Consider the following 17831-nt stretch of genomic DNA (forward strand, 5'->3'; position numbering starts at 1 on the left):
TCATCCATGTTCGGTATTTTCAAGCGCAAGAAGAAGCACACGGGCGAAGAACCCGCCAAGGACCAGGAAGTCGTCGATCAGTCGTCTGCAGATGAGGCGGAAGGCGCGGCTGACAGGGAGGCTGAACAGCCCCTCGGCGACGAGCTGTCGCAAGGCTCACCGTCGGATGCCGAGCCGCCCCAGCAGGGCCGGGAATCTGGCCCCGAGCCGACCGAGACCGCCGAGGCGGTGGTGCCGGAGCCTGTCGAGCCGGCAGCGCCAGCGCCTGCCGAGCCGTCCACCCCTGCCGAGCAGGCGCCCGTTGAACCTGAGCCCGACAAGCAAGAGCCCGTCAAGCAAGAGCCTGTCGAGCAGAAGTCCGGCGAGTCGCAAGCCGACCAGGCGCCGCCTGCCGCCCCCCAGCCGGCTGGCGAGCCCGCCGAAGATGAATCGCCGGCCTCGGCGCACAAGTTGGCCGAGGCGGAGGTGCCCGAGCCTGCAAGTCCGCCAGCTCCCGACGCTGGCACCGGCCAGCGCGAGCACGCCGAGGTGATCGAGCCCAGCCGTCCCACCGGCCCGGCCCTGCAGGAAAAGCCCAGAGCGCCGGTGCAGGGTGGCAAGGGTGGCGAGAAGAAGGGCTGGTTTACGCGCATGCGCGAGGGCCTTGGCAAGACTCGGGCCAACCTGAGCGACGGCCTGGCCGACCTGTTCATGGGTGCCAAGCAGATCGATGACGAGCTGATCGAGGACATCGAGACCCAGCTGCTGATGGCCGACGTCGGTATCGAGGCCACCAGCGAAATCATCGAGGCGCTGACCGATCGCGTCTCGCGCAAGGAGCTGAAGGACCCGGAGGCGCTGTATCGTGCGCTGCAGCAGGAGCTGGCCGCCATGCTCGGCGAGGTCAGCCAGCCCCTGAGCCTCGAGACCGCCGACGGTGGGCCCTTCGTCATCCTGGTGGTGGGCGTCAACGGCGTCGGCAAGACCACCACCATCGGCAAGCTGACCCAGCGCTTCCAGCGCGAGGGCAAGAGCGTGATGCTGGCGGCGGGGGATACCTTCCGCGCGGCTGCGGTAGAGCAGCTCAAGGTGTGGGGCGAGCGCAACAGCGTGCCGGTGGTGGCTCAGCACACCGGCGCCGACAGCGCCTCGGTGATCTATGACGCCGTGGCGGCGGCCCGTGCCCGTGGCGTCGACGTCTTGATCGCCGATACCGCTGGTCGCCTGCACAACAAGAGTCACCTGATGGAAGAGCTCAAGAAGGTCCATCGGGTGATGGGCAAGCTCGATGCGCAGGCGCCTCACGAGGTGATGCTGGTGCTCGACGCCGGTACCGGCCAGAACGCCTTGTCCCAGGCGGCCACCTTCAACGAGGCGGTTCCGGTCAGCGGGATCACCCTGACCAAGCTCGACGGTACCGCCAAGGGGGGCGTGATCTTCGCCCTGGCCAAGCAGCTGAAGACGCCGATCCGCTTTATCGGGGTGGGTGAGAGTCTGGATGACCTGCGGCCGTTCAAGGCCGAGGACTTCGTCGACGCCCTGTTCGATCGTCGCCCGAGTGACGCCGACGAATGATCGCCTTCGAGCACGTCGGCAAGCGCTATGGAGGGCGCTTCGAGGCGCTCTCCAATATCGATTTTCGCGTCTCGCGGGGCGAGATGGTGTTTCTCACCGGCCATTCCGGTGCCGGCAAGAGTTCGCTGCTTCGGCTGATCATGCGCCTGGAGCGACCCAGTCGCGGACGGGTGATGGTCGCCGGTCACGATATCGACAAGCTGCATCCCAGCCAGTTGCCGTTCTACCGGCGTCAGATCGGGGTGGTCTTCCAGGACCACCAGCTGCTGTTCGACCGCTCGATCTATCACAATGTGGCGTTGCCGCTGGAGATCCGCGGCCTGGCGCCGCGGGATATCGCGCGGCGGGTCCGCGCCGCACTCGACAAGGTCGGCCTGCTGCACCGCGAAAAGGCGCTTCCCATCGAACTTTCCGGCGGCGAGCAGCAGCGCGTGGGCATCGCCCGGGCGGTGGTCAACAAGCCCGCCCTGCTGCTGGCCGATGAGCCTACCGGTAATCTCGACCCTCAGTTGTCCGCCGATATCATGGGGCTGTTCGAGGACTTTCATCGCATCGGCACCACGGTGATGATCGCCAGTCACGATCTGGCGTTGATCGCCAGGCTGCGTCACCGCACCCTGCGCCTGAGCGAGGGGCGCCTGGTGGCCGACGAGGAGGCCGCATGAGCGCTCGCCATTCGCGCAAGGGCGCGGCGACGCCCAGGGGCGCCTCGGCCGCCGCACGTACGGGCGGCCGCCAGGAGGCCTCGACGTCACCTCGCGGTGCGCGTCAGCAGACGGTGCGCGCACAGGGGCAGTGGCAAGCCTGGCTGCGCCACCATCGCGCCATGTGTGTGGACAGCCTGCGCCGGCTGGTGCGCCAGCCGGTGGGTAGCCTCTTGACCATGCTCGCCATCGCCATCGCCCTGGTGCTGCCCAGCGCCCTGTGGCTGTCACTGGACAGCGCCAAGCTGGTGGACGCCGAGCTGGACGCCAGCGCCACCCTGACGGCCTACCTCGACAAGGGGGTGAGCGAGTCCGAGACCGGTCGCATCCTGGAAGCGCTGGAGGCTCAGTCGGAGGTCGCCGCCACCGAATTGATCACCGCCGAGCAGGGCATGGCGGAATTCCAGCAATCCCTGGGGCTCGATGATGCCCTGGCGCGGCTCGACGAGAATCCGCTGCCCGCCGCGGTGGTGATCTCGCCGACGACGCCGTCTCCGGAGGCCATGGCGGCGCTGTCCGAGCGCCTGTCGGCGATGTCCGGGGTGGCCGAGGTGCGCCTCGACCTGGCCTGGATCGAGCGTCTGCGGCAACTGGCTGAGCTGGGTCGTCGCCTGACCCTGGCGCTGGGGGTGCTGTTTGGTCTGGGCGTGCTGCTGGTGGTGGGCAACACCATCCGCCTGGCGGTGGAGAACCGGCGCAAGGAGATCGAGGTGGTGACCCTGATCGGCGCCACCCATGCCTTTGTACGCCGACCCTTTCTGTACAGCGGCGCCTGGTATGGCCTGGGCGGCGGACTGCTGGCGTGGGGGCTTCTGACCCTGGGCAGCGACTGGCTGGCGGCGCCGGTGGCATCGCTGGCGGCCAGCTACGGCGCGCACTATCAGCTACCGACCCTGGGCCTTGTCGGCTCTACAACATTGCTGACTTGTAGTACACTATTGGGCTGGTTGGGAGCCTGGATCGCCGTCAGCCGCCACTTGGCGGGCATCAAGCCACGCTAGCGGCAACAGGTAATCACCCGTTTCTTGTACGGTTTCGTCGGATGTCTACGACCAAAGGGGAACTTCTTCCTATTTTTATCCTCCAAGGTGCATCCGAAATCTTGTTGGTCTTCGAGGAGACAACCTGCACATGAGCAACAGTCTTCTGCCGGTGGGTCATCTTTCACCGGGGCACGACCTCAACGGCTATATTCAGGCCGTCAATCGCATTCCGCTGCTGACGGTGGATGAAGAGCAGGACCTGGCCCATCGCCTTCAGCAGGAAGGCGATCTGGAAGCCGCCCGCCGTCTGGTCATGTCCCATCTGCGTTTTGTCGTGCACATCGCACGCAGCTATTCCGGCTATGGACTTCCCCAGGCTGACCTGATTCAGGAAGGCAACGTCGGCCTGATGAAGGCCGTCAAGCGTTTCGACCCGACCCAGGGCGTACGCCTGGTGTCTTTCGCGGTGCACTGGATCAAGGCCGAGATCCACGAGTTCGTGCTGCGCAACTGGCGCATCGTCAAGATCGCCACCACCAAGGCCCAGCGCAAGCTGTTCTTCAACCTGCGCGGCGCCAAGAAGCGCCTGGCCTGGTTGAACAGCGACGAGGTCGACGCCATCGCCAAGGACCTGGACGTCAAGCCCGAGGTGGTGCGCGAGATGGAAGGTCGTCTGGCCTCCCATGATGCCGGCTTCGATGCTTCACCGTCCGAGGACGAGGATTCGGCCTATCAGGCACCGGTTCACTATCTGGACGACGCCAGCCAGGACCCGGCGACCCAGCTCGAGGACAGCGACTGGGAGCAGGACGCCACCCGCCGCCTCCAGGGCGCGCTGGCCGAGCTCGACGAGCGCTCGCGGGATATCCTGAGCCAGCGCTGGCTCGCCGAAAACAAGGCGACCCTGCATGAACTGGCCGATGTCTATGGTGTGTCCGCCGAGCGCATTCGTCAGCTCGAGAAGAACGCCATGAAGAAGATCCGCGAACGTCTGGGTGATAGCATGGCGGCCTGACCGCCATCGATTGCGCCAGCCGCTGGCAGGACGAAAACGCCCGAACCTCACGGTTCGGGCGTTTTCAGTTGTGGCTGAGCTTGTACCAGGGCGACTGCCACAAGGGCTGTAGGGTGGTTGCCTGAGCCGCTATACCAGCCGCTATACCAGTCGCTACACGCCCTGGTACCAGCGCCTAGCCCTGGGCGCTGGCAGCACCCGTCAGGCCGCCAGCGGCGGCTGCGCGGCGGGCAATGTCGCCCAGCGCCTCGTCACCGGCGCTGAGATCGCGAAAGGCGCCCATGGCGCCGAGCAGGGCCGAGCTCTCGTAGGGCACGAACACACGCTCTCCCTGCTTGGCCATCTCCGGCAGCATCGAGATATAGGACTGGCCGAGCAGATAGCCGATGACCGCCCTGGTGCTCTTCTCGCCTTCGCCCATGGCACCCAGTACCAGCTCGATGGAGCGACTTTCGCCCTGGGCACGCAGAATGGCGGATTCCTTGTCGCCCTGGGCGTTGAGGATCGCTGACTCCTTCTGGCCCTGGGCCTTGGCGATGGCCGCGGCCTTTTCGCCCTCGGCCTCGGTGACGGTGGCTCGACGGCGACGTTCGGCGGACATCTGCAGGTGCATGGCCTCCTTGACCTCCGTCGGCATCTCGATGTCCTGCACCTCGATGCGATTGATCGCCACCCCCCACTTGGAGGCAGGTTCCTCCATCTGTTCCTTGATCTTGGCGTTGACCTCGGCGCGGGACTCGAAGATTTTGTCCAGCTCCATCTGGCCGACCACCGAGCGCAGCGTCGTCTTGGCCAGTACCTCCACCGCCTGACTCATGTTCTCGATCTTGTAGACGGCGTTGGCCGGATCGATGATCTGAAAGTAGATGGCGCCGTCGATGCGCACCGTCACGTTGTCGGTGGTGACCACCGGCTGGGACGGGAAGTCCATGACCGACTCGCGCAGGTCGATGCGGGTCTCCTGACTCAGCACCGGGGTGAACTCCTGGCCCTTGCGCAGGTAGCGCACCATCTTGATTGGTCTTGGCTTGTCGAAGAACGGAACGATGAAGTTGATGCCCTTCTGCAGCGTGCGGTGGTAGGCGCCGAGGCGCTCGATCACCATCACCTCGGACTCCTGAACGATCACCAGTCCCTTGATCACCATGATTACGGCGATGACGACCACCACCAGGGCAATCAATAGCCCCGGGTTTATGGCATACGGCAACATGCAGGTACCTCCTTGGTATCGAGAGTGTCGCCCAGGGCGACCGACGGCATCCCGCCGCCGAAAGCCAGCTTAGGCAATGGGCGGGCGAGTGGCGATAGCGTCTGGCGGCCGCTGCCCGAACGAGCGCATGACCGGGATCAAGAACCTTCGCCGGCGGGACGGACCACCGCCTGGGTGCCCTCGAAGCGGACCAGCGTTACCTCGTCACCCGGACGAAGGGCAGGACCACTCCCTGCTTCGTCCGCCAGGCTGGCACGGTAGAGATCACCGTCGAGCTTGATGCAGGGTGCGTCATCGAAGTCGCGGCTGACCAGCACGAAGCGTTGACCGCGGCCTCCACCGCTGCCAGCCACGCCGAAGCCTTTTTTCGCGCCTCGGCCGCGTCGTCTGAGCTGTCGAATCGCCAGCGGCACCAGCACGGCACAGGCGAGCGCCAGGACGATCAGTTGCAGGGTGAAAGTGGCGCCCAGCCAGGCGGCCAGGGCGGTGAGGGCGAGTGCCGCCGCCAGGGCCAGCAGCACGTAGGAACCGGTCAGCAGCTCGACCAGCAGAGCCGCGAGTCCGGCCAGCAGCCACCACAGCGCGGGAGATAGAAAATCCATGAGGGGCCTCTTGGAAGCAGCGAAATGACGTCCTGTCCTGTCCGATTCTGCGCCGCCGGCCGTGACCCGGCAAGCCGGCGAGACCCGCAGATGACAGCGCCACCGCGATTGCGGTGGCGCGTGGTCCAATATCACGAGGCCTGGAAGTCTGTCGTGTTACGGGGCTTACCAGTACCCCAGCACCTTCCACCGTAGAGAGTCTGCGACACCGACCCAGACGGTCAGGTTGACCAGGCTCCTGCCCTGATCAAGAGCGGACCCGCCTTCCGGGCGTCTTGCCAGTACCCCAGCACCTTCCACCGTAGAGAGTCTGCGACACCGACCCAGACGGTCAGGTTGACCAGGCTCCTGCTCTGATCAAGAGCGGACCCGCCTTCCGGGCGTCTTACCAGTACCCCAGCACCTTCCACCATAGGCTGCCGACACCGACCCACACTGTCAGGTTGACCAGGCTCATCACCAGTCCGGCCTTCCACCAGGTGCCGAGTTCCACATAGCCGGAGCCGAAGATGATCGGGGCGGTGCCGGTGGCGTAGTGGGTCAGCGACATCATCAGCGAGGAGGCGCCGGCCAGCAGCAGGGCGATGTACAGGGTAGGGATGCCGAGGGCGATACCGGCGGCCAGGAAGGCGGCGTACATGGCGGTGATATGGGCGGTGGTGCTGGCGAAGAAGTAGTGCGCGTAGAAGTAGACGCCGGTCAGCGCCAGGGCCATGCCGAACCAGCCCATATTGAAGCTGCTGATGCCCTCCTCGATGACCCCGGAGAACCAGCCGATCAGTCCGAGCTTGCCCAGGAAGCTTGCCATCATTACCAGAGCGGCGAACCACACGATGGTGTCCCAGGCGGACTTCTCGCCGAGGATGTCATCCCAGGTCAGCACATTGGTGACCAGCAGGATGGACAGTCCCAGCAGCGCCACCGCGGTGGAGTTTACCTTGAACTCGGGGCCGAACAGCATCGCCGGGATACCGGCCCACAGGATCAACAGCAGGCCGAACACGCCGATCATGATCTTTTCGGCGCGGTCGAGCGCGCCCATGGCGGTGAGCTGCTCGCGGGCGAAGGAGGTGGCGTCCGGGGTGCGCTTGAGCTCCGGCGGATACAGCACGTACAGCACCGCCGGCATCAAGGCGATGGCGACCAGGCCGGGCAATAGCGCGGCCAGCGCCCACTGGGTCCAGGTGATCGAGATGGCGGAGTCGGTAGCCTTGGCGATCAGGTCGACGATAAGGGGGTTGGGGGCCGTTGCGGTGATGAACATGGCCGAGGTGATGGGGTTGGCGTGATAGTTCACCAGCGCCAGGTACTCGCCGATCTTCTTGCTGGTGCCGGACTCGGGGGAGGAGCCGAAGCTGTCGGCGATGGAGCGCATGATCGGGTGCATGCTGCCGCCACCCCGGGCGGTGTTGCTGGGGGTGATCGGGGCGATGGTCAGCTCCGCCAGGGACAGGGCGTAGCCGATGCCGAGGGTGCGTTTGCCGAAGGCGGCGATAAAGGCGTAGCCGATGCGGTTGCCCAGACCCGTCTTCGACAGCCCGCGGGAGATCATGATGGCCAGGCCGATCAGCCAGATCAGCGGGTTGGAAAAGCCCGAGAGGGCGTCGGAGACCGCGCCCTTGGAACTGTCCGGGTTGGTGACGCCGGTCAGCGCGACCACGGTGATGGCAATGATCGCCAGGGCGCCGATGCGCATGGTCTTGCCGATGATGGCGGCGATGGTGGCGACGAAGATCGCCAGCAGGTGCCAGGCCTCGGGATTGACGCCGTCAGGTACGGGGATTACGAACCAGAGCGCCAGCCCCAGGGTCACCGAGACCAGGGCGGGGAGCGGTTTGAATGCGAGCATAAGCGAGCTCCTTTGGGGAAGATCGAGTGATCACCTCTCCACAGAGAGAATCCGAAGGTGTTGTGCTCATTTACGCATAGACGAAGCGACGTCCGAATGACGGACATCAAGCAGAAGTACGACTTTCGTCGAAATGGTCATGTCGAGTGCAACTTGCGCTGAGGAGGTCGCAGCGCCAAGGCAGGAGATAACGGTGCAGGAGTTGGGTGAGGGCTGCGGCCGACGCCATGCCGGGAACTGCCCGGCATGGCGCGAGAGGAGGTGAACGGTCCCTAGTCGGGCTTGATCGCGGTGCGGCCGCTGCCCAGGAACATCATCGCCAGGGCGCCGAACAGGAACATGCCCTGCAGCTCCAGCGCCCAGCCGCCGCTGCTGGTCAGGCTGAACAGCTCACCCATATGCGCCAGATAGATGGCCACCACCATGTTGCCGGCGATCAGCAGACCGGCGATGCGAGTGTTCCAGCCGAGGATCGCCATGACAGGTGCGACGACCTCGCCCAGCAGAACGCCATAGGCGAGCACCGTGGGCAGGCCATGGGAGGCCAGGGTTTCACCGATCCAGGACAGGCTGCCGGGGTTGATCAGCTTGCTGACGCCGTGCAGCAGGATCATCACGCCAAGGGCCAGGCGCAGGATCAGCTTTCCCAGGTCGTCGTTGTCGAGGGCGTTGAGCATGGTGACTTCCTTTTCACTAGGGGCTTTTTTTGACTCGAGAGCCTTTCACTTCAGGTATTGGTCGGAAAACAGGCGCACCGAGTTGTTCGAGACTTCGCAGCATGATCGCGATGACGTCGGCATGGTGCCTTCGGTCGCAGCACCAGAATCGTCGAAACGGTCGGACCACGCAGGCAATTCTGGCATATTAGGCATCATCCAGATGACTCAGCTGCAAGGAAGATAGCATGGTTCCGTCACGACTTCGCCGCACCGCCGCTTTCGCTCTTTTCACCCTGGCGCTCAGTGCCTGTTCCAGCCAGCCCGCGCCCACGGCGGGTGGTGGCGACACGGCGGCCCCAGGCAGCGTCTCGAGCCCGCTGGTCGGCAAGCGCTGGAACCTGTTGCTGGTGGGCACCAGCGATCGCCTGTCGATGCCGCAGAAGCCGTACTTCGAGGTGGCTTCCGATGGCAGTGTCAGCGGTAGCGACGGCTGCAATCGCTTCACCGGCACGGTGAGCTTCGGTGACAGCCAGCGTATCGACTTCAGCGAACTGACCGCCACCCGCATGGCCTGCGCCAATCCCCAGGGGGCCCAGCAGGTCCGCGACATGCTCGACAACGCCTATCGCTACCTGATCGACCACGATCGACTGGTGTTCTTCGGCCCCAACTCGCTGGTGCTGGGCGGTTTTCGCGACGCTAGCTGACCGGGCCAGTGTTCATCGGGGCGATCAGCGACTCCGGTTGTCCCTCCTGGGCGCGGTACTCGAGATGTCGGCTGCAGCGCGGCTTGCATGATGCAGGCAGGATCGCAGGCTGTGCTTTCGCTGTTGGAAGCGATCGAGCCACCGGGGATGGATCGCCACCACGCGCACCGGAACGCTGGCCAATCCCAGCAATTGCACGATGGCCAGGCGGTGTGAGCCGCCGTAGCCGAGCACGACCTCGCCATCCCGGGTAATCAATACCTGCATTTCGTCATCGGGGTGGCGACTGTCGTCGGGGTGTTGGCGAGCCAGTTCTTGCTGGGTCTTGTAGCCGTGTCGGCGAATGCCGTGGTAGGCACGAGACAGCGTCTCGAAGTAGCGAGCGATATCCTCCTCGCTGCGACACCAGTAGGCGCCTTGCTGTGCTGGGTCGGTGCACTCGCCGGAACGATAGCGAGCCACCGCTTGATGCATCTGGGCGTACTGGGCGGTCTCGCGGAAGTGCCTGTCGTGGGCGAAGATGTCCTCGACTGCAGCGGTCTCGTTCAGGCGTGCCTGGCAAAGTGGTGAAACATGGCTGAGGTCCCAGTCGCCTTCACTGATCAACTCACGACTCAAGCCAGAGCGCGTAACGCAGCGCGCGATGCGCCTTGGGTCGATGTCGACCAGCGGCAGGTCGTTGGCATTCAGCCAGCGACGTTGAAGGTCGACACGGCCACACAGCTCGGCCAGGTACAGCAGGGCACGCCGTGTTCGGCGGCGAAGGCGTGGCAGGGCGGCGAGCCCGGCAGTGCCAGGGAACGCCAGGGGGGAAAGGCCCGAGTGCGTCATGTTGTACATGTCTATTGTTGTTGTAGTCGTTGGTATGGCCGTTGTTCGGTCTGTTGTCGTATCTGCGGCCGAATCGGCGATTGGCCTGAAGGAGCGGCTGTGCTGACAGCTTCACTGTGCCGCAAAAGGCTTTAATAGAAGAAACTGAATTTTGTAGTCATACCGTCATCTCTGTGTCGTACCCGATCAGGCTGAGGCGACGCAGACGGTTGCCTGAGGCGAGGGGCAGGCACGCACCAATAGCGACGTTCCGACAGGGGGGGCTGGATGGCCTTCAGCAACGAAGAGAGAGCGGCATTGCTGGCGCTTCACGGGGTAGGGCCGACCGTCATCAGTCGCTTCGAGCAGCTTGGTATCGACTCCTTCGAGCATCTGGCGACGTTCGAGGCCCGGGAGATCGCCGAGCAGGTGGCATCGATGCTCAACACCAGCTGCTGGAAGAATTCGCCACGCGCTCTGGCGGCGGTGGAGGCGGCCATCGGGCGTGCCAGGCAAGGTCTACAGGAATAGGGGGCCGTCTTATGGCATTCAATGATCTGGAGAGAAAGCGAGTGGAGAAGGCGGCAGTGGCTTTTGTCGAGAAGCATCGTGCACCGCCTCAATTGAGATCAAAGCTTGATCTCGCCTTTCGTATCGATGGGCAGAGCCTGGAGATCTTCGAAGTCAGTCCTCGCTATGACAAACCTGACGAGAAACTGGAGATACCCGTCGCCAAGGCGAAGTACGTGCGTAGTCAGGATGTCTGGAAGGTCTACTGGCAGCGAGCGGACCTGAAGTGGCACGGTTATACGCCCTGTCCCCAGGTGGGGACGGTGGAAGCCTTTCTCGAACTGGTGGGTCGCGACGAGATGGCCTGTTTCTTCGGTTAGCCGAGCGTGCTGGGAGCCGATGGATTCTCTGTTGCTATCACGTCTGAATAAAGTCGACCCCGCCAGTGGCGGGGTCGACTCGGCTGGTGCTCAGGCCGGTTGAGCCGGTTTAGGCCCAGACTACAGGGCCGCGATCTTGTCGCGCTGTTCGACCAGCACCCGGCGGGCGGCCTGGTACTCCTCGAGCTTGCCGCGCTCCTTGTCGATGACGGCGGCCGGGGCCTTGGCCACGAAGCCTTCGTTGGCGAGCTTCTTCTCGACGCCGCCGATCAACTTGTCCTGCTTGTCGATCTCTTTGCTCAGGCGGGCGAGCTCGGCGTCCTTGTCGATCAGGTCTGCCATCGGCACCAGCACTTCCATGTCGCCGACCAGCTGGGTGGCGGACAGCGGCGCCGTGCTGGCGTCATCGAGCCACTCGATGGACGACAGCTTGGCCAGCTTGGACAGGAACAGGCGATTGGCGCTCAGGCGCGCCTGGTCGGCCTCGCTGCCCTTGGTCAGCAGGGCGTCGAGCGGCTTGCCCGGGGCGATGTTCATCTCGGCGCGGATATTGCGCACCGCCACGATCACCCCCTTGAGCCATTCGATGTCACGGATCGCGTCCTGGTCGATCAACGCCTCGTCCGCCAGCGGCCAGGCCTTGGCCATCAGCGAGTCGTTGTCCCCCTCCAGGGTGCCGGCGAGCGGCGCCACGCGCTGCCAGATCTCCTCGGAGATGTAGGGCATCATCGGATGGGCCAGGCGCAGGATGGCTTCCAGCACCCGTACCAGGGTGCGCCGGGTGCCGCGCTTGGCGGCCTCGCTGGCGCCTTCGTCCCACAGTACCGGCTTGGACAGCTCCAGATACCAGTCGCAGTACTCGTTCCAGACGAAGTCGTAAAGCGCCTGGGAGGCGTGGTCGAAGCGGAACTCCTCCATCGCCCGGGTGACCTGATCCACCGTCTGCTGCAGGCGGGCCTCGATCCAGCGGTCGGCCAGCGACAGCTCGACCTCGCCGCCTTCGCGGCCGCAGTCCTCGTTCTCGGCGTTCATCAAGACGTAGCGAGAGGCGTTCCACAGCTTGTTGCAGAAGTTGCGGTAGCCGTCCAGCCGGCCCATGTCGAACTTGATGTCGCGACCGGTGGTGGCCTGGGACAGGAAGGTATAGCGCAGGGCGTCGGTGCCGTGGGCCTCGATGCCGTCGGGGAACTCCGAACGGGTCGCCTTGGCGATGGCCTTGGCCTTCTGCGGCTGCATCATGTTGCCGGTGCGCTTGTCGACCAGCGCCTCCAGATCGATGCCGTCGATCAGGTCGATGGGGTCGAGTACGTTGCCCTTGGACTTGGACATCTTCTGGCCCTGGCCGTCACGCACCAGGCCGTGGACGTAGACCGTCTTGAACGGCACCTCGTCGGTGAACTTGAGGGTCAGCATGATCATCCGCGCGACCCAGAAGAAGATGATGTCAAAGCCGGTCACCAGCACGCTGCTGGGATGGAAGGTCTTGAGCTCTTCGGTCTGCTCGGGCCAGCCGAGGGTGCCGAAGGTCCACAGCCCGGAGCTGAACCAGGTGTCGAGTACGTCCTCGTCCTGGGTCAGGGCGACGTCGCCTGCGATGCCGTGCTTTTCGCGGGCCTCGGCTTCGGTGCGCGCCACATAGACGTTGCCCTCCTGGTCATACCAGGCAGGGATACGGTGGCCCCACCACAGCTGGCGCGAGATGCACCAGTCCTGCAGGTCGCGCATCCACGAGAAGTACATGTTCTCGTAGTTTTTGGGCACGAACTGGATGTCGCCGTTTTCTACCGCCTCGATGGCCGGCTTGGCCAGGGTCTCTACCGCCACGAACCATTGATCGGTCAGCAGCGGCTCGATCACGTCACCGGAACGATCGCCGTAGGGCAGGGTGTTGTTGACCGTTTCGGTCTTCTCGAGCAGGCCCTTGGCCTCCATGTCGGCGACGATGGCCTTGCGAGCGGCAAAGCGGTCGAGGCCGGCGTAGGCCGCAGGCAGGCTAGTGTCGATGTCGGTCAGCGGACGGCCCTGGATGTCGAAGGCCTCGGCGGCTTCGAGGATATGGGCGGTCTTCGAGAAGACATTGATCAGTGGAAGACCAGCGCGCTTGCCGACTTCATAGTCGTTGAAGTCGTGGGCCGGGGTGATCTTCACGCAGCCCGAGCCCTTGTCCATGTCGGCGTGCTCATCGGCGACGATGGGGATGCGACGGCCGACCAGCGGCAGCTCGACAAACTTGCCGACCAGCGAGGCGTAGCGCTCGTCGTCGGGATTGACCGCCACGGCGCTGTCGCCGAGCAGGGTCTCGGGGCGGGTGGTGGCGACCACCAGATGGTCGAGGCCGGCGTCGGTGGTGACACCGTCGGCCAACGGATAGCGGAAGTGCCAGAACTGACCCTGCTGGTCGCGATTCTCGACCTCGAGATCGGAGATGGCGGTGTTCAGCGTCGGGTCCCAGTTGACCAGGCGCTTGCCGCGATACACCAGATCCTCTTCGTACAGGCGGACGAAGACCTCCTGCACCGCCTTGTAGAAGCCCTCATCCATGGTGAAGCGCTCGCGGCTCCAGTCGAGGCTTGCGCCCATGCGACGGAGCTGGCGGGTGATATGGCCGCCGGACTCATGCTTCCATTCCCACACCTTGTCGATGAAGGCCTCGCGCCCCAGGTCGTGGCGCGTCTTGCCTTCCTCGGCGGCGACCTTGCGCTCCACCAGCATCTGGGTGGCGATGCCGGCGTGGTCGGTGCCCACCTGCCACAGGGTGTTGCGACCCTGCATCCGCCGCCAGCGGATCAGGGTGTCCATGATGGTGTCCTGGAAGGCGTGACCCATGTGCAGGCTGCCGGTGACGTTGGGCGGCGGAATCATGATGGCGAAGGGGTCGCCCTTGCCCGAGGGCGCGAACCGTCCGTCGTTTTCCCAGCGCTCGTACCAGCGGGCTTCGATGCTTTCAGGTTGGTAGGTCTTGTCCATGGGGTACTCTTGCTAGCGGAGCCCGGGGCATGCCAGGCACGAGACAGAGGCTCGCGCATGGCGCTGGGCTTGGAGTTCGACAGCCGGCGCTCGGGCTCGCAAGCTTCCCGCCGAAGAGCGGTTGCGCGAGTGAGGCCTGCGAAAAATGGGCTCGATTATACCCTGATCCGACGCGGGGCGTCAGGGGCTGACGGGATGACCGGCAGTGTCCAGAGGATTTGGTGACAGGAGCCTACCCCTGACCCTTGAGGTGGTGCGGTGTGACCGGGTAGCCGCGCTGCTTGTAGGTCTTCCAGCACTCGCGCTTGACCGTCAGTACGTCCTGGTGCTGGTTGATGATCTCGGCCACCCGCTCGAAGCGAGAAAACCACTCGGGGATTTCCGGCGACAGGTTGAGCATCGCCTGGGGCGGCGGGTCGAGGCTTTGCGTCGGCCCCTGCCAGCCGATGGTGACGGGTACCGGCCTTGCGTTCTCGATACCGGCCTCGTGCGACCCGCCGCCGGGCTCTTGCATACCGGCCCCGCCCCCGGCCGCTCTTGCATCGGCCCCGCCCCCAGCCGCTCTTGCATCGGCCCCGCCCCCGGCCTCGAGCGCATGGGGGACGAAGGCGTCGGGACGAAAGTCCCACAGACGCTGGTCGAGCTCCCGGGCCATGGCTTCGTCTTCGGCGTACAGGTAGAGCCGGTAGCCCTTGCGGGCGATGGTCTCGGTCAGCCGACAGGCGAAGGCGAGGCGGGCCTCGAGGGTGGTGTCCGGCAGGATGTAGAAGTCGATCTTGGTCATGCGCTCTGACTTGATGGCTGAACGAAGGCCGCCCGGGGGCGGCCTTTTGGTAGGGAAAGCGCCGGATCAGGCAAGACGGGTCAGCCAGCCATGGGTGTCTTCGACACGGCCGTACTGGATGTCGAGCAGACGCTTGCGCAGTCGGCTGGCCACCTCGTTGCCCTCGGGGTGCTCGATCACGCCGTCCTCGCTGACCAGTCGCCCGATGGGGGTGATGACCGCGGCGGTACCGCAGGCAAAGACCTCGGTGATTTCGCCGGAGGCCACGCCATCGCGCCACTCGTCGATGCTGATGGGGCGCTCTTCCGGGGTCAGGCCTTCATCCTTGGCCAATTCGAGCATGGAATCCCGGGTCACCCCCTCGAGGATGGTGCCGGTCAGGCGCGGGGTGACCAGGCGGCCGTCGCGGGTGACGAAGAACAGGTTCATGCCGCCGAGTTCCTCGATCCAGGTGTTTTCCACGGCGTCGAGGAAGGCCACCTGGTCGCAGCCGTGGTCGGCGGCTTCCTTCTGGGCCAGCAGCGAGGCGGCGTAGTTGCCGCCGCACTTGGCGTAGCCGGTGCCGCCGGGGGCGGCGCGGTTGTAGTTCGACGACAGCCAGATCGATACCGGCTTGACCCCACCCTTGAAGTAGGCCGCCACCGGCGAAGCGATGACGTAGAAGTCCACCTCCTTGGACGGGCGCACGCCAAGGAAGGCCTCGGAGGCGATCATGAAGGGTCGCAGGTAGAGGCTGGATTCCTCGGCTGCGCTTGCCGGCGTCGGCACCCAGTCGATGTCCTGGGCGACCAGCGCCTTGACCGCGCCGATGAAGTCCTCGTCGGACAGTTCCGGCAGGGCCAGGCGACGGGCGCTGGCGCGAAAGCGCGCGGCGTTCTTTTCCGGACGGAAGGTCCAGACGCTGCCGTCGGCGTGGCGGTAGGCCTTCATGCCCTCGAAGATTTCCTGGGCGTAGTGCAGCACCGAGGCGGCCGGGTCCAGTGACAGCGGGCCGTAGGGACGTACCTGATGGCCGTGGAAGCCGGCGTCCTCGGTCCAGCGGATGTGGGCCATGTGGTCGGTGAAGTGACGACCGAAGCCCGGGTTCTCGAGAATGGTGTTACGGATGCTCGCGTCGGTGGCGTTGGCGTTGGGCTCGAGCGAGAAGCCTTGGATGGACACGGGTCGTTCTCCAGAATCGTATCGCGCCGCAAGGGCTCTGCGGCGACAGCGGATCGAGGTCGAGTCAGGGGGCTCGACCGGGATGGGGTGGGCAGGCATCGCGCCTGCCGATGGAATCAGAATGACACAGGCTCGCCCTTTCGGGAAAGCCTGTGGGTCGGGAAAGCCTGTAGGACGGGGAAGCCCGCCGGGGCGGGTGCCGACGTCTGTCGGCGCCCGCGTGGACGGCGGACTTGCCGGGTCAGTCCTGGTCGGTGTTGACCACCTCTGCCTCGCGGTCGAGCAGGTAGCGGGTCAGCAGGCCCACCGGGCGGCCTGTGGCACCCTTGGCGCTGCCGCTGTTCCAGGCGGTGCCGGCCACGTCCAGGTGCGCCCAGGGGAAGTCGGTGGCGAAGCGCGACAGGAAACAGCCGGCGGTGATGGTGCCCGCCGGGCGCCCGCCGATGTTGGCAAGGTCGGCGAAGTTGGAGTCCAGCTGTTCCTGGTACTCGTCCCACAGCGGCAGATGCCAGGCGCGATCCCAGGCGGTTTCGCCGGCGTCGAGAAGGTCCAGCGCCAGGTCGTCGTCGTTGGACATCAGGCCGGTGGCGTGGTGGCCAAGCGCAATGATGGCGGCACCGGTGAGGGTGGCGATGTCGACGACGCTGGCCGGCTCGAAGCGCTCGGCGTAGGTCAGGGCATCACACAGCACCAGGCGGCCCTCGGCGTCGGTGTTGAGCACCTCCACCGACAGCCCCTTCAGCGTCTTGATGATGTCGCCAGGCTTGGTCGCGCGACCGCTGGGCATGTTCTCGGCGGCGGCGACGATGGCGACCAGGTTGATCTTCGGCTTGATTGCCAGGATCGAGGCAACCGCGCCGAACACGCTGGCGGCGCCGCACATGTCGAACTTCATCTCGTCCATGCCGGCACCGGGCTTGAGCGAGATGCCGCCGGTGTCGAAGGTGATGCCCTTGCCGACGAGCACGTGGGGCGACTCGTTTTCGTCGTCCGCGCCTTGATAGCGCATCACGATCAGTCGCGACGGCTCGTCGCTGCCATGACCGACCGACAACAGCGAGTGCGCGCCGAGCTCCTCGAGGGCTGCCTCGTCGAGGATCTCGGTGGTCAGGGCGCCATCGGATTCGCTGGCCAGGCGCTCGGCCTCGCTGGCGAGGTAGCGCGGCGTGCAGACGTTGCCCGGCAGGTTGCCGAGCTGGCGGGCCAGGTTGATGCCCTGGCCCACGGCGGCACCCTGGCGGGCGCCTTCGCTGGCCGCGTTCTGGTCTTCGCCCTCACTGAGCAGGATCGACACCGTCTTGAGGCTGGGAGCCGGGCCACTCTCCTTCTTGAAGTCGGTGAAGCGGTAGCTGGCGCGCAGCGCGCTCTCGGCGATCTTGTGGGCCTTCCAGCCGGCGTCGCGATCCTCGACGGGCACGTCGGTGAGGGCTACCGAGACTTCGTCCACGGTCAGCTGACCGAGGCTCGCGAAGGCGGCGTCCACGGCCTTGCAGAAGGCACCTTCGTGGCACTTGTCGCGCTCGCCGAAGCCGACCAGCAGCAGGCGGTCGGCGCACAGCCCAGGCGCAAAGGGCACCAGCTGGACGTTGCCGAGCTTGGCGTTGAAATCGCCACGCTCGATCAACTGTCCGATCAGACGCTCGCTGGCGTCGTCGAGCTTGGCGGCGGCAGGAGTAAGTTCACCGTCCTTGAACACCGGGATGACCAGGCAAGCGGTCTCGATCTTGACCGGGTTGGCCGTCTTTACAGGGAATTCCATGCTGACTCCACAAGACAAGTGTGGGGGGATTCTGGATAATGCCGGCACGATGCCGAGTCCATCCAGTGTACCCAAGGCCCCCGGGGTTTGCATGATCACCGTGGCCGCAGCGATCGATCGGGTAGAGACATCGATCAGGGACCTATACTGGATCAGGGACGACCGGTGAGGACG

At 65.1% G+C, this 17831-nt stretch carries 16 protein-coding genes; 7 read left to right on the top strand and 9 right to left on the bottom strand.

Annotated elements, in window-relative coordinates:
• The first annotated feature begins 6 nt into the window (after positions 1–6).
• The 4 genes from ftsY (at position 7) to rpoH (ending at position 4256) form a co-directional block, all read left to right on the top strand.
• Positions 7–1554: a signal recognition particle-docking protein FtsY gene (gene ftsY / locus NFG57_RS02585; protein ID WP_348815288.1), complete on the top strand. Its 1548-nt coding sequence runs from the start codon at positions 7–9 to the stop codon at positions 1552–1554.
• A complete protein-coding gene (ftsE, locus tag NFG57_RS02590; RefSeq protein ID WP_045991304.1) occupies positions 1551–2219 on the top strand; it encodes a cell division ATP-binding protein FtsE in 669 nt (222 codons plus the stop codon). Before ftsY ends, ftsE begins: the two co-directional genes overlap by 4 nt.
• Positions 2216–3259, top strand: a complete 1044-nt coding sequence (ftsX, locus tag NFG57_RS02595; protein WP_045991303.1) for a permease-like cell division protein FtsX — start codon at positions 2216–2218, stop codon at positions 3257–3259. The genes ftsE and ftsX overlap by 4 nt, the downstream gene beginning before the upstream one ends.
• A 130-nt stretch (positions 3260–3389) precedes the next feature.
• On the top strand, positions 3390–4256 hold the full coding sequence (gene rpoH, locus NFG57_RS02600; protein ID WP_045991302.1) for an RNA polymerase sigma factor RpoH: 867 nt from the start codon (positions 3390–3392) through the stop codon (positions 4254–4256).
• Between the two features lie 175 nt (positions 4257–4431).
• On the opposite strand, the gene NFG57_RS02605 is transcribed toward rpoH, so the two are convergent.
• From NFG57_RS02605 to NFG57_RS02620, 4 genes are all read right to left on the bottom strand, one after another.
• Positions 4432–5466: an SPFH domain-containing protein gene (locus tag NFG57_RS02605; RefSeq protein ID WP_108131605.1), complete on the bottom strand. Its 1035-nt coding sequence runs from the start codon at positions 5464–5466 to the stop codon at positions 4432–4434.
• A 140-nt stretch (positions 5467–5606) separates the two neighbouring features.
• The gene (locus NFG57_RS02610) at positions 5607–6071 is read right to left on the bottom strand and encodes an NfeD family protein (protein WP_108131216.1); all 465 of its coding nucleotides are present in this window, start codon (positions 6069–6071) and stop codon (positions 5607–5609) included.
• A gap of 385 nt (positions 6072–6456) precedes the next feature.
• The gene (locus NFG57_RS02615) at positions 6457–7920 is read right to left on the bottom strand and encodes a DASS family sodium-coupled anion symporter (protein WP_348815289.1); all 1464 of its coding nucleotides are present in this window, start codon (positions 7918–7920) and stop codon (positions 6457–6459) included.
• 272 nt (positions 7921–8192) lie between these two features.
• Complete coding sequence (locus NFG57_RS02620; protein WP_045991298.1) at positions 8193–8597, bottom strand: DoxX family protein; 405 nt, start codon at positions 8595–8597, stop codon at positions 8193–8195.
• Positions 8598–8824: 227 nt separating this feature from the next.
• On the opposite strand from NFG57_RS02620, the gene NFG57_RS02625 reads away from it, so the two are divergent.
• Positions 8825–9286 carry an META domain-containing protein gene (locus NFG57_RS02625; protein WP_222568265.1) on the top strand — a complete coding sequence of 154 codons (462 nt, stop codon included), beginning with the start codon at positions 8825–8827 and terminating at the stop codon, positions 9284–9286.
• 24 nt (positions 9287–9310) lie between these two features.
• Here NFG57_RS02625 and NFG57_RS02630 read toward each other — a convergent pair whose 3' ends face one another.
• Positions 9311–10126, bottom strand: coding sequence for a hypothetical protein (locus NFG57_RS02630; protein WP_348815290.1), 816 nt, complete (start codon positions 10124–10126; stop codon positions 9311–9313).
• Positions 10127–10384: 258 nt separating this feature from the next.
• Here NFG57_RS02630 and NFG57_RS02635 point away from each other — a divergent pair, with 258 nt between their 5' ends.
• A complete protein-coding gene (locus NFG57_RS02635; protein WP_348815291.1) occupies positions 10385–10627 on the top strand; it encodes a helix-hairpin-helix domain-containing protein in 243 nt (80 codons plus the stop codon).
• Between the two features lie 11 nt (positions 10628–10638).
• Positions 10639–10986, top strand: a complete 348-nt coding sequence (locus tag NFG57_RS02640) for a DUF3024 domain-containing protein (protein WP_348815293.1) — start codon at positions 10639–10641, stop codon at positions 10984–10986.
• Positions 10987–11106: 120 nt separating this feature from the next.
• Here the strand turns inward: NFG57_RS02640 and NFG57_RS02645 are convergent, their stop codons facing one another.
• From NFG57_RS02645 to NFG57_RS02660, 4 genes are all read right to left on the bottom strand, one after another.
• Positions 11107–13953 (bottom strand): valine--tRNA ligase, encoded by a 2847-nt coding sequence (locus NFG57_RS02645; protein ID WP_108131221.1) that lies wholly within the window; start codon positions 13951–13953, stop codon positions 11107–11109.
• A gap of 232 nt (positions 13954–14185) precedes the next feature.
• Positions 14186–14737, bottom strand: a complete 552-nt coding sequence (locus NFG57_RS02650; protein ID WP_348815295.1) for a DNA polymerase III subunit chi — start codon at positions 14735–14737, stop codon at positions 14186–14188.
• A 66-nt stretch (positions 14738–14803) separates the two neighbouring features.
• The gene (locus NFG57_RS02655; protein WP_045994721.1) at positions 14804–15898 is read right to left on the bottom strand and encodes a branched-chain amino acid aminotransferase; all 1095 of its coding nucleotides are present in this window, start codon (positions 15896–15898) and stop codon (positions 14804–14806) included.
• Between the two features lie 241 nt (positions 15899–16139).
• The gene (locus tag NFG57_RS02660; protein WP_045994720.1) at positions 16140–17657 is read right to left on the bottom strand and encodes a leucyl aminopeptidase; all 1518 of its coding nucleotides are present in this window, start codon (positions 17655–17657) and stop codon (positions 16140–16142) included.
• Positions 17658–17831 lie beyond the last annotated feature (174 nt).

This window comes from Halomonas sp. H10-59, from assembly GCF_040070555.1.
GTDB lineage: Bacteria > Pseudomonadota > Gammaproteobacteria > Pseudomonadales > Halomonadaceae > Halomonas > Halomonas litopenaei.